Raw genomic sequence first — 12,611 nt, forward strand, 5'->3', positions numbered from 1 at the left:
TCATTCATTTTTCAAAGAAAATGGAAATGATCTTAGTACGATTGGTAAGGAATTTGATACAATTCCTCTTCTATATCCATCCCTTCTGAACATTCCCTATTTCCCGCAAAGAGAATTTTCGCTAAAAATAGAAAAAACCAGGGCATAATCCCTAGTTTTCATGTTTATTAACCAATCTTTCCATCGATGTCAGATGTATCAACGTTATCTCCGAACCATTCTTGTAATTTCTCTTTTGCTTTACTCTTAATATCTTCATCAATATACATAGCCACTTGGAACAAGGCAACTCCTAGAGCGCCTAAATCATCTGTATACCCTACGCCTACCACTACATCTGGAATTAAATCAAGCGGAAGAATAAAGTATCCTAATGCTCCAATGATGATGGTCTTTGCTTTTACTGGTACTTCTGGTTTTTGAAGAGTAAAGTATAATAGTAACACTGCATACACAACGGAAGAACCTGCTTTTTTAGCAAACTTCTTTAATTTCCCCCAAAACTTTTCATCCGAGAAGTGTTTTCCGGAATCTTTGAATTCTTCTGTATTAGTCATCTCTCTTCCCCTTTGTACTTTATAATTTAGTATATTTTTTACTCGATCCAAAAGATTTACTTACTGGGCACCACCTGTCTATTTTTACCATTTTTTTCGGTGGCCTGCTCTAAATTTATTTCTAGCTCATTTGATAGAAGCAATGCGTAGATCACCACATCTGCTATTTCATCAGTAATAACGTACATTTTGTCGTCTCTGGCTTCTTACATAACCCCATTTAATAACGAAGGTCAGACTCCATTTAACCTAATAATTATAGTACATTTTGCAAATAAAATAAATTCAAGATAGAAAATCTAGTCTAAATCTAGTAAGATATCTTCATGTGACATTAGATAAGGGGTTAAAAAAATGAGCGTATTAAACGTACAAAATTTAAGTCATGGTTTCGGTGATCGTGCCATTTTTAATGATGTGTCTTTTCGACTATTAAAAGGCGAACATGTTGGATTAGTTGGGGCAAATGGTGAGGGTAAGTCTACTTTCATGAATATTGTTACTGGGAAGTTACAACCTGACGAAGGAAAAGTGGAGTGGTCACGAAAAGTTCGTGTTGGTTATCTAGATCAGCATGCTGTACTTCAAAAAGGTACTACGATGCGTGACGCTTTGAGTACTGCTTTTCAATATCTATTTGATGCTGAAGCAGAGATCAATGAACTTTATGCAAAAATGGGTGATGAAGGTGCCGATATCGATGCATTACTCGCAGAAGTTGGAGAGCTACAAGAAACGTTAGATAGTAATGATTTCTATCAAATTAATTCAAAAGTTGAGGAAGTGGCTCGTGGTCTAGGATTAGACGCTGTTGGACTCGATCGAGATGTAGATGATCTTAGCGGTGGGCAACGTACGAAAGTTTTGCTAGCTAAGCTTTTGCTAGAAAAACCTGAAATCCTATTACTAGACGAGCCTACCAACTATTTGGATGAACAGCATATTGAATGGTTGAAGCGCTATTTACAGGAATATGAGAATGCATTTATCTTGATTTCACATGATATTCCATTCTTGAACAATGTGGTGAACTTGATCTATCACATGGAAAACCAAGAGTTGAACCGCTATGTTGGTGACTATGATAACTTCTTAAAAATATATGAAATGAAGAAGCAACAGCTAGAATCTGCTTACAAGCGTCAACAACAAGAAATTGCTGATTTGAAAGATTTCGTTGCTCGTAACAAGGCAAGTGTTGCGACCCGTAATATGGCGATGTCTCGTCAAAAGAAGCTCGACAAAATGGAAGTTATTGAATTGGGGAAAGAGAAGCCGAAACCAGAGTTTATTTTCAAAGAAGCTCGTGCTTCTAGTCGTTGGATTTTCGAGGCTGAAGATCTGGTTATTGGTTACAATGAACCCCTTTCTCGCCCTCTGAATTTAAAAATGGAACGCGGACAAAAAATTGCATTCGTGGGTGCAAACGGTATTGGGAAGTCTACTCTTTTAAAAAGTATTCTTGGGTTGATTGATCCGCTGGAGGGTAAAGTGGAACGTGGTGAGTATCAATACATCGGGTACTTCGAGCAGGAAGTGAAACAGTCCAACTACAACACTTGTATTGAAGAGATTTGGAGCGAGTTCCCAAGTATGAATCAGGCTGAAGTCCGTGCTGCTCTTGCAAAATGTGGATTAACGACGAAACATATTGAAAGTAAAATCGAAGTCCTTTCTGGTGGAGAAAAAGCCAAGGTTCGATTGTGTAAAATTCTAAACACAGAAACGAATTTATTAATTCTAGACGAACCTACCAATCACTTGGATGTGGATGCAAAAGAAGAATTGAAGCGTGCTTTAAAGGCCTATCGCGGAAGTATCTTGATGGTATCCCACGAACCTGATTTCTATCGTGAAATTGCGACTGATATTTGGAATTGTGAGGATTGGACTACGAAAGTATTTTAAATAAAGATGAAGGGGTACCTCAGTAAAATTTTACTGGGTACCCCTTTTCTATTTATTTCAATATATTAAGATCTAAACGCCTCATAACGAACTTCTTTTAATTGGGCTCCTTTGCCTGAAAGGACAATGCTTGTTCCTTTATCTTTTTCATATGCCGTAAAAGTTACCACTTTTTCGCCCTTATTCACAAAGAGTTCAATTGAATGAAGATCCACGTAAAATTCTAGTGTGTTTTCATCATTGTTAAAGCAGTCATGTACGGTAATTGGTTCACTATCTCCATAATCAGAAGTAATCACAACAGAATTGGATGATGGATTCACACTCACACGTGTTGCTTTTTGATCTTCCTTGTTTAATTCAACAACAAACGATTCACTCTTAGATAACAGTGATAGGGATAAATATCCTGCTCTTCCGCTTTCAATGGTCAAGTCCTCATTTAATGTAACATGTTCATGAACAGCAACCGTTGTGAAATAATCGTCATGGCTAATATAAGCTTGTTGAATGAGTGTGTTGTTTTTGATGTGTAACTTTCTTGGTAAACTCATCATGCCGTTATAACCGTACTCTTTTGGTGGCGTTGCTTTTGACCAACGGTGCATCCATCCAATTAATAGTCTTTCTCCGTTTTGACCGTCCGTTGTTTGAGGTGCATAAAACGTTGAATAATCTAGCAAGCCCTTTGCCTCAGGTATGAATGCTCCGTTTTCAAAATCCATGTGTCCAATCACATATGATGTCTTTTTCTCTACTTCTCCGTCAAATTCAGGGTCGCATGGCATTTCAGAGAAAATTAGCACATCTTTTCCGTCTAAATGGAAGAGATCCGGACATTCTAGTAACGTATTTTCTTCAAATGACATTTGAAATATGGAAGAATGAAAGCTCCACTGAAGTAAATCGTTTGATTGGAACATGATGATTTCACCACGACGTTTCGCGTTTCTTACCGCTAAAACACAGTAGTATACCCCTTTATGCTCTAACACTTTAGGGTCTCTGAAATCACAAATGAGATACCCTTCTGGCAACTCTTTTTCACCAATCACGGGATTCAATGAAGACTTCTCGAAATGGATACCATCCTCTGACACTGCCACACACTGACGTTCAGCAATTTGTGATTCATCTTTATCAAACCCTAAGTTAGGATCAATATGACCTGTATAAATGAGATAGAGTTTCCCATCCTTTTCAATCGCACTTCCGGAAAAACACCCGTTTGCATCATACGCTTTGTCATTGGCCATCGCTACAGGGAGGTACTCCCAATTGACAAAATCATTGGTTGTTGCATGACCCCAATGCATGTCATTCCATACAATGTCGTACGGGTAATACTGATAAAAAAGCTGGTATTTCCCTTTGTAAAAGGAAAAGCCATTCGGGTCATTGAGCCATCCGATTTCCGGTGAAAAATGATAAAGGGGGCGATTATTTGTTTTATGTTTGTTTTCTTTAATAAAGTCGTTTGCTTTTTGTAGTCGATTCATAGGGCACCTCTTCTATTTAGGCTGTTTTCGCAAAGCTTGTTGTTAAAATCTAAAAGCCGATTTTAACGTGGAAATAGCTATTTTGCGCTTAAGAATGTAGTTTGCAGGCTCTTTTCTTATTAAATTCATGCTATTTTCTGCTGATATTTAGCACAATTATTAAAATTAGGTTCCAAAAAGCAACAAAGTTTAAGAAAATAGCCTTTATTTAATTCCACTTTGCATGGAACCTTCCACAATGTATTTTTGGAAAATGATATAAAGAATAACAATAGGAATCGTTACGATGGTTAGTGCTGCCATCATATGACTTGTGAAAATGTTATACGTGTCTGCAAAAACTGCATTAAGCGCAACTTGAATCGGCATCAAATCTGCGTTTGATAACGCCATTACCGGCCATAAAAAATCATTCCATGATGCTAAGAACGTTAAAATTCCAACGGTAATATACATATTTAAGCTTGATGGCATGACGATTCGGAAGAAACATCCTACTTCACTTAGTCCATCGATTTTTCCTGATTCAATTAATTCACCAGGAAAGGATAAGAAATGTTGTCTGAATAAGAATATGTTCATCACATTGATGATAAATGGCAGCAAATAACCTGGAATTGTGTTGATTAATCCCATCTCATTTACCACTAAAAACAATGGAAGAATGGTCGCTTCAATTGGCACAATCATAAGTGCGATAATAAAAATTAAAATCCAATCCTTCAATGGAAATTTAAATCTTGCAAGAGCATACCCTGCCAATGAATTGATGGTTAATCCTACAACCACTGTAACGGATGCATAAATCAAACTATTTCCAACGTTCTTAAAGATGTTATAAAAACCTAATAACTCCACATAAGAGTCAAACGAAAGATCAGAAAATCTTGGAACAAAGGCAAAGATTGTACCCATATCCTTGTAAATCACTTCATCGATTTTAAATGAAGAAAGAATCATCCAAATGAGAGGAAGTAAAAATTGTAAGGCCACAATAGAGGCGAAGAGATAAAATAAGGTTTTCTTTACAATTTTCATGCTACTTTCTCCTCTCTAAATAGCTTTTTAATAATGATTGAAATTACGACTAAGAAAATCGTGAATACTAACGTAATCGCACTGGCATATCCAATGTTTCGATGACGGAATCCATACTCATAAATATATTGCAAAATGGTAATCGTGGAGTAATCTGGACCTCCACCTGTCATAACCATCGGTTGAACGATGAGTTTAAAAGCCTGAATCGTAGTGGTAATCACTAAAAACATCAGAATGGGTTTTAATGAAGGAATGGTAATAAATAAAAACTTTTGAAACGCATTGGCTCCATCAATATCCGCTGCCTCATAAAGGCTTCCATCAATATTTTTAAGTCCCGCTAAAAAGATCATCATTTGATACCCACACCCTGACCATGCAGAGATCCCAATGATCGTATACATTGCTTGAGACGCACTGGAGAGGAAAGGCTGCTTGGAAATCCCAACATTCGCAAGGAGTTCATTAATTAAACCAGATGTAGGGTTTAACATGACCGTCCAAAGGATTGAGATCACAACAAGAGATAAAACAGCTGGAGAAAAATAAGCAGTACGGAAGAATCCTACACCTCTGATTTTTTTGTTAACAATGAGAGCAAGTCCAAGTGCCATTGACAGTTGCAGAGGAACAACAAACACCACAAACTTTAACGTGTTTTTAAAACTTTGGATCAACACTTCATCTGTCAGCATTCGCTTAAAGTTTTCAAGTCCAATATATTCCTTGTCGTTTGGTTTTAATAAATAGTAATCTGTAAACCCGTACGTAAACGCTAGAATAATAGGTAATACAATAAAGAGAATCGCCAGTATTAAAGCAGGTGTTAAAAATCCGTAAGCGGACACGATATCTCTTGTTTTGTAATGTTCACTTTGTTTGAGGTGTTCAGTTGTATTTCTCACTTTTACAATACGTTTGATCAATTTCTTCATGGTCCACACCCCTTTTTAAAAAGAGTAAGAGGTGAGGTCATTCCCTCACCTCTTACTTTTAACAACCGATTATTTTTTGTACTTGGCAAATTCTAATTCAATTTTCTTCGATGCATCGTCTACATATTTCTTGATTGTTGCTTCATCTGTCGCTTTGTTTTGAGCGATTTTTAGAATAACGTCTTTTGCAAAGGTTTCAGAAAGATAAGGATATCCAGGTGATACCGGACGAGATTTGTTTGTGTTTTCAACTTGATACTTTAATACGGTCCATGCATCGTTGTGATATGGGTTGTCCGTATTGGTATCAATCGCGTCAACAGAATTAATTCTGGTTGGAATAGAACCGTTTTTAGCGAAGTATTCTTTTGATGCTTCGTCGTTTGTTAACCATTCCATGACTTCAACGATTTGCTTAACGCGTTCTTCGTCTTCTTCTTGTCCGTTTCGAACAAATGCCCAAGAACCAGATGGTGTGTATAACCCGTCGAAGTCTTCACTCATTTTCGGATAACGAACGGTCTTGAATTTTAAGTCAGGATAATTATTGATTAGTTCATTTACATACCAGAATCCACTAACAGATAGTGCTGATTTTCCTGTATGGAATGTTTTTTCAGATTCTGTCGCACTAGCAAGTGCTGGCTCAGCAAATAATTGCGCATATTTTGTTAATGCTTCTACACTTTTCTTACTGTTTAAGACGCCATCAACAGTGACACCATCTTCAGCAACGATGTTTGCATCATTTCCCCAAAGAAGTGGTGTGAAGTAGTATGTTCCTAATTCATAGGCACCTGCAGTAATGTCTGTTAATAATAGACTTACAGCCGCTTCATAATTTGCAAACACTGGATCATTCGACGATTTTGCAAACTCGTCCACTTTTCTTGATAACTCAATAAATTGATCCCATGTCCAGTCTTGATCCAGTGATGGAACTAATGCTTTTATATCTTCAGGTAGTGCATTGATCATGTCTTCGTTATACATGATGGCTACGCCTGAATCAGAATAACCCATTCCGTAGAATTTCCCGTCCACTGTTCCTTGGTCGATGATTGCTTGCGTGAATCCATCTTTGAATCCTTCGCTCATGTATCCATCTAGTTCTCCAAGTAATCCTGAATCAACATAAGCCCCAATATCAGGTCCGTCTAATGTAAAAATATCAGGCATGTCGTTTGCTGTAATTGCTGCATTCAGCTTATCAATGTAGCCTGAACCAGCTCCTGCACGTGTGATGTTTTGTATTTCAACTTTAGGTCCGTCTGGATGAGCCTCATTGTAGCTCTTTACTCGGTCAGCAAACATCTTTCCTTCTGGATGATCTGCCGCGGCTTGTGTCCAAACGACAATTTTGTCACTGCCGCTAGTTTTGTCTGAACTACAAGCTACTAACGAAAAGACTAAAGACAGTATTGAAACAAACAATATTAACTTCTTCATACCTCTCCCCCTATTTCTCTCAATATATTTTCAAGCGCTTTCATTATTGAAGTACGAGTTAGCTTGGCGCTTTCATAAGTTAATGATAAGGTATATAAAGCGCTTTCAAAATGCGACATTTCTCTAAAAAATGTTTAAATTCTTATTATTGAAAAAAAATACTAAAAGATTCTGTTTTTTCGAGTACTTTCTTTTTAAAATACACAAGAATTAACGTATGAATTGCCATAGCTTTTCTTTCTTTATTTACGTTTCTACGAAATCGAGGGTCAAAACAAACTTATCTGTTGAGGGTTAGGTTAAGCACATCCGAGATGATATATAGACGGAGAAATTCCGCCTAATAATTAATAATTATGAAAAAAAGCAAAAATAGACGGAGAGATTCCGCCTATTGGCTCGAAAACTTAGAAAATAGGAGATTTTGCTTTGCATAAGCGGAAAACCTTCCCCTATTTCCCCCGGAACAAGGCTCTATTCTGCATCTAGCCGGAAATTCTCCGCTTATTATACTTTTGCTAGTTTCTCGATTACGGAGTTTTATCAAAACGGAACACTTTAACCTAGTTGGGAGAGGCTTCCTTATTTTTTACTAGTTTACGATATTCGCTTGGTGTATTTTTCATTTTCCTTTTAAATACTTGGCTGAAGTAGCGCTGATCGGCATAGCCTACTTTTTCGGCAATTTCATATGTCTTAAGATCTGTATTTTGCAGGAAAAGGCATGCATATTCTATTCTGACATTTGTTAAATAATCGAGAAATGTAAGACCGGTTTTTTGTTTAAAAAGCAAGCAGAAATAGCTAACACTTAACCCTACTTGTTCCGCTGTCTGCTCCATGCCTATATCGGTTTGAAAGTTTTTTCGGATATAGTTGAGTGCCTCTTCCATCATATCTGCAGCGGATTGGCTGGGCTTATATTCTTTCTTTAACCGCTCCTCTGTCAAAACATTACCACTTATATAGTTTTCATATTTAAGTAATTCCTTGGCAGCATCAACGGAATGCTTTATTTCAAATAACTGCTCAACGACTTTACCAACAGAGATGATGCAAGGGTCAGCCCCTGCAGAAAGAAGTTGCTGTGAAAATGCATCGGTAATATCAGCTGCTTGATTGATAAAGTCCTTTGCCATTTCAACGACTACTATCACTTCTCTATCTGACAGCTTGTAAACAAATAAATCCGCATTCCACTTAGAAACAAAGTCTTCAATTTTTGTAATAATTAATTCGATTTCTTCCTTAAAGTTTTTTAATATTACTGAGAAATAAAGAGCTTGCTTGTTGTTGATTTGTGCGTCCACTTTCCCGGATGTAATCAGCTCATATATCGCATATTTCTCATGCTCATACACAGTTACTTTTTGAGCTTTTATCTTGTTAAGTGCTCTTTTAACGCAATCTTCCAATTCATCATAATCAATGGGCTTTAAAATATAGTCAAACGCGTTATTTTTAATGGCTTCTTTTGCATATTCAAAATCATCATAGCCGCTTATTAAAATCACCAGTGGCTTATGATCGATCTGATTTAATGTTTTTAGCAGTTCAATTCCGCTCATTTCGGGCATTGAAATATCCGTTAATAGAAGATCTGCTTGTTGATTTTTGATGATCTTCATAACTTCTTGTCCATTTTCAGCTGTCCCAATGATTTCACAGTCTAATCCCTGCCAATCAATGATTTGTGTAAGATTATTTAAAATTAACTTTTCGTCATCCGCAATTACTACTTTATTTCGCATCTAATCACCTTTAATCGGAAATGAAATTTTAATTACCGTCCCTTTATTTTTCATCGAACAAATGATGAGACCATATTTCTCTCCGTAAAAAAGTCTCATCCGCTCATCAACATTGCGTACACCGTGACCATTATTTGCCTGACTATGCAGATTTTCTAGTCTCCAATTATTTAGTTGCATCAGTACACGTTCATCAATACCCTTACCATTATCTTCAATCCAAAATTCACCTTGGCCGTTTGATATCGTACCCCTAATCTTAATCAGCCCTTCTTCATCATCTCTTTTTGAAAACTCATGGATTAAAATATTTTCTACAAGCGGCTGTAGAATTAATTTAAGGATCGGATAATGATTCAGCTCTTCCACTACATCTACTTCAAAAGAAAATCGATTATTAAATCTTATTTTCTGAATTTCCAGATAACTAATTACATGACGGATCTCATCTTTTACTTTCACTTCATACCCTCCATTAATGCTAATGCGCAACAGCTTACCAAGGTTAATCGTCATTCTACTAATTTCCCTTTGCCCGTTTAAAGCGGCGAGTGCATTAATGGATTCAAGTGTATTGTATAAAAAATGAGGATTGATTTGCTGCTGTAGCACTTTAAACTGAGCCTCACGCTTGCGTTCCTGTTCTGTCTCAATATCTCTCATTAATTGTTGAAGTTTTCCGGTCATGTTATTAAAGCCTTGCGAAATATTTTGTAATTCTTGAAATTTAAATCTTCCCATTCGTTTGCTCAGCGTGCCTCTTTCAACATGCTTCATGCCATTTAATAGTTCATGAATAAAGCGAGAAATTCTTTTTAAATACAAAAAATTAAATAAACCGGCGGTTAACACTGTAAACCCTACTACGAGTAACATAGTGTTTCGAATATTGACAATATCACTCGCAATCGTTTTCAATGGCTTTATTGATACTAGAATGAGCTGTGTGTTACCTCCGGTTTCAAAACTAGACGGCATATAGGTAATTAAACTTTTTTCACCGTCCCATTCATCCGTAAGGTAACCACTTTTATTTGTTGGAAATTCAGCAAAACTTTCAATGTCCAGAGTTTTACCAATGAAATTTCGATTTAATGAATAAAGCACGGTCCCCTCTTTATTTACAATCAATTCATGGCTGGGACCTCCATAAATATCTTTGAAAATAGGATCAAATAAATCTAGTTTTACATGTAGTATTAAATACCCTAAATTATCAAGCGTGTTTATATCCTTTACGACTCTAGATTGAGTTAGAATATAGTCCTGGCTAAAAACAAGATTTTGATTTTCATATGGTGTTAACCAAACCGGACGACCTTTCTCCTGTAAAAGCTTATCCAAAAACAAATTTGAGCGAAGATCATCTAAGCTCGTAACCATATCATCGGTAAAAGTAATCACATCCCCATCATGCCTATAAAGAACAAGATTATCAATCTGTGAATTTCCATACATCTTTCCAGCGATTTCCTGCTGATCGCTGTAAAATTCATAGATCGAGGATGTATTTTGTGTATTTAAATAGTCCTGAATGGCACTTGATGAAACAATATAGTCAGAAAAGGAATTCACTTCAGTAACAGCAGCTAATAAATTTCGATCAACCGCCTTTAAAGTTTGAATCATTTGCTCACTAATATTTTTTTGTAAGGTGGTGGATGAAATTTTGTATGAAACAATCCCTAGTATAATGATAGGAATTAATACAAAACAGATAAAAGCTATAATTAACTTATGCTGAAATTTTAACATATCGGCACCTAATTCTTTTAATTAGAATAACGGTTAAACATCTCTTGTAGATTCTTAAGATAAACATCCATATTGTGATCATAGTAAAACTGTGCTGTATATTTTCGAAAATCAGATTCTGCAGCTGTTCCACCTGCCCAGTAATGATTTGGCCAATTTACTATTTGCCCATTTGCAATTTTTTCTCTTATTAAATGACTTTCTTGATGGGTGTTTGTGACTCCTATAACCGCACTGATCGAACCTTCAAAATCGGATATCCTTTGAGCGTTTTCCTTTTTTATTAAAAACGCTAAAAACGATTTCGCTACTTTAGGATGTTGCGTATCAGCTGAAATGGCAAATCCAATATCCACTCCTCCCAACACATGATGATCCTTTTGATTCGATGCAGGAAACGGAAAAATCCCATAATTTAAATAAGGATTTGACTTTTCGATCATCTTTAACGCCCAAGTTCCCATAATGTACATGGATCCTTCACCATGCGCAAATTTATTATTTACCTCATAATAGCTGTCTTCAAAAGAATTGGGCTGCACATATGAAAGCACAGTTAGGGTTTTTTCTGATATTTCCCTCCACCTTGGATCAGATACAATGGAAAACTCATTCTTTTCCCAATAGCTCGTCTCGAATTCATTGGCTACTAGATTTAGATTAAAAATACTCGCCTGGTTTGTATCTTTGTTTGGCATGAGTAAAGGTGTTTTTCCATTAGACTTTAAATCTTCCAAAACTTGCACAAACGAATTCCAACTGTTAGGAACCGATAAATGTAATTCTTCGAAATGATCCTTATTATATAGAACTCCTACAGCATTTTGCGTTAAGGCAGCACCGTACATCTTTCCGTTTATAAGATAACGATTTTGGATAGTGGGTTGGATATTTTTAATGAAGGGTTCATTTGATAAATCAAGCAAATATCCTTTTTCAGCTCTTACTTTATAATCTTGTTCGATCGGATAGGTAATAAATAGATCTGGAATATCACCTCTCGCAATTCTTGCCTTTAACACGGTCATCGGCTCAGGTACAATGACCTGCTTTATCGTAACGTTAGGATGCTGTTTTTCAAACTCTTGAATAAGTTCATTAAAGATCACTTCTGTCTCAGGTTTCGGTGAAAAAAATTCAAGTTCAATCTTATCTTTTTTTTGGAGAGATTGATCTATTTCATTTCCTGTACAACCGGCTAACAAGAGTATGATAAGAATAGAAAGTAATCGCTTCATATACCCTCCTAAATAATATCTAACTAATACTTTGTTAATCTTTATATATACTATAAATCTCACTATTTTGCTTAGCAATCTTTTATTTTCATTCAATTCATTCTATCCAATTTGACCATCTAAAAATACTATAGAAAAATCTTAATTACTTTCTTCGTATTTACGACAAATGAAAAGAAAATGAATTTTAATGGAATGAACGTCGGGGGTGATGGGGTTGCAATGGGGTTGATCCTTAGAAAAGATCTGGTTGGTCAATATACGAGGTTAATAGCAGAAATAATGCAGTATGCTAACGATGGTACAAAAATAATGAAACTGCCCCCCTTATTGATAGATTTATATCTGACAATAAGGGGGGCGGTTATTATCTTGAAGACTTCCACTTTCGAAAAAAAGCCTGCCATTGTATCTTTTCTGATTCCTTTTTAGCTAACATTAGCTCGCCACCAGGAAAAGGTTCAATCAATTTGTCTAT

The 12,611-nt window shown here is 36.2% G+C and carries 10 protein-coding genes; 2 read left to right on the plus strand and 8 right to left on the minus strand.

What is annotated here, in order from left to right:
• Window positions 1-167: 167 nt before the first annotated feature.
• A complete protein-coding gene (locus MKX65_RS11575) occupies window positions 168-557 on the minus strand; it encodes a DUF1232 domain-containing protein (protein WP_160547786.1) in 390 nt (129 codons plus the stop codon).
• A 354-nt stretch (window positions 558-911) separates the two neighbouring features.
• Here MKX65_RS11575 and MKX65_RS11580 point away from each other — a divergent pair, with 354 nt between their 5' ends.
• Window positions 912-2,465: an ATP-binding cassette domain-containing protein gene (locus MKX65_RS11580; RefSeq protein ID WP_160547787.1), complete on the plus strand. Its 1,554-nt coding sequence runs from the start codon at window positions 912-914 to the stop codon at window positions 2,463-2,465.
• A gap of 65 nt (window positions 2,466-2,530) precedes the next feature.
• Here the strand turns inward: MKX65_RS11580 and MKX65_RS11585 are convergent, their stop codons facing one another.
• From MKX65_RS11585 to MKX65_RS11615, 7 genes are all read right to left on the minus strand, one after another.
• Window positions 2,531-3,964: a GH32 C-terminal domain-containing protein gene (locus MKX65_RS11585; RefSeq protein ID WP_160547788.1), complete on the minus strand. Its 1,434-nt coding sequence runs from the start codon at window positions 3,962-3,964 to the stop codon at window positions 2,531-2,533.
• 204 nt (window positions 3,965-4,168) lie between these two features.
• Window positions 4,169-5,002: an ABC transporter permease subunit gene (locus MKX65_RS11590; RefSeq protein WP_160547789.1), complete on the minus strand. Its 834-nt coding sequence runs from the start codon at window positions 5,000-5,002 to the stop codon at window positions 4,169-4,171.
• Entirely contained in the window at window positions 4,999-5,940 is a 942-nt protein-coding gene (locus MKX65_RS11595) for a carbohydrate ABC transporter permease (protein WP_340903715.1), read from the minus strand. The genes MKX65_RS11590 and MKX65_RS11595 overlap by 4 nt, the downstream gene beginning before the upstream one ends.
• A 69-nt stretch (window positions 5,941-6,009) precedes the next feature.
• On the minus strand, window positions 6,010-7,389 hold the full coding sequence (locus tag MKX65_RS11600) for an ABC transporter substrate-binding protein (RefSeq protein ID WP_340903717.1): 1,380 nt from the start codon (window positions 7,387-7,389) through the stop codon (window positions 6,010-6,012).
• Window positions 7,390-7,952: 563 nt separating this feature from the next.
• Entirely contained in the window at window positions 7,953-9,140 is a 1,188-nt protein-coding gene (locus tag MKX65_RS11605; RefSeq protein WP_160547792.1) for a response regulator, read from the minus strand.
• Entirely contained in the window at window positions 9,141-10,895 is a 1,755-nt protein-coding gene (locus MKX65_RS11610) for a sensor histidine kinase (RefSeq protein WP_340903718.1), read from the minus strand.
• A gap of 17 nt (window positions 10,896-10,912) precedes the next feature.
• Complete coding sequence (locus tag MKX65_RS11615; RefSeq protein WP_340903719.1) at window positions 10,913-12,133, minus strand: ABC transporter substrate-binding protein; 1,221 nt, start codon at window positions 12,131-12,133, stop codon at window positions 10,913-10,915.
• A gap of 195 nt (window positions 12,134-12,328) precedes the next feature.
• Here MKX65_RS11615 and MKX65_RS27080 point away from each other — a divergent pair, with 195 nt between their 5' ends.
• Window positions 12,329-12,565 (plus strand): DUF3231 family protein, encoded by a 237-nt coding sequence (locus MKX65_RS27080; protein ID WP_377057965.1) that lies wholly within the window; start codon window positions 12,329-12,331, stop codon window positions 12,563-12,565.
• Window positions 12,566-12,611: the final 46 nt, after the last annotated feature.

It is taken from the genome of Robertmurraya sp. FSL R5-0851 (genome assembly GCF_038002965.1).
Taxonomy (GTDB): Bacteria; Bacillota; Bacilli; order Bacillales; family Cytobacillaceae; genus Robertmurraya_A; species Robertmurraya_A beringensis.

What these genes read in the sequence shown, in the direction of transcription:
- MKX65_RS11575 (WP_160547786.1), bottom strand. Translation starts at nt 557, where the DNA reads ATGACTAATACAGAAGAATTCAAAGATTCCGGAAAACACTTCTCGGAT.
- MKX65_RS11580 (WP_160547787.1), top strand. Translation starts at nt 912, where the DNA reads ATGAGCGTATTAAACGTACAAAATTTAAGTCATGGTTTCGGTGATCGT.
- MKX65_RS11585 (WP_160547788.1), bottom strand. Translation starts at nt 3,964, where the DNA reads ATGAATCGACTACAAAAAGCAAACGACTTTATTAAAGAAAACAAACAT.
- MKX65_RS11590 (WP_160547789.1), bottom strand. Translation starts at nt 5,002, where the DNA reads ATGAAAATTGTAAAGAAAACCTTATTTTATCTCTTCGCCTCTATTGTG.
- MKX65_RS11595 (WP_340903715.1), bottom strand. Translation starts at nt 5,940, where the DNA reads ATGAAGAAATTGATCAAACGTATTGTAAAAGTGAGAAATACAACTGAA.
- MKX65_RS11600 (WP_340903717.1), bottom strand. Translation starts at nt 7,389, where the DNA reads ATGAAGAAGTTAATATTGTTTGTTTCAATACTGTCTTTAGTCTTTTCG.
- MKX65_RS11605 (WP_160547792.1), bottom strand. Translation starts at nt 9,140, where the DNA reads ATGCGAAATAAAGTAGTAATTGCGGATGACGAAAAGTTAATTTTAAAT.
- MKX65_RS11610 (WP_340903718.1), bottom strand. Translation starts at nt 10,895, where the DNA reads ATGTTAAAATTTCAGCATAAGTTAATTATAGCTTTTATCTGTTTTGTA.
- MKX65_RS11615 (WP_340903719.1), bottom strand. Translation starts at nt 12,133, where the DNA reads ATGAAGCGATTACTTTCTATTCTTATCATACTCTTGTTAGCCGGTTGT.
- MKX65_RS27080 (WP_377057965.1), top strand. Translation starts at nt 12,329, where the DNA reads ATGAACGTCGGGGGTGATGGGGTTGCAATGGGGTTGATCCTTAGAAAA.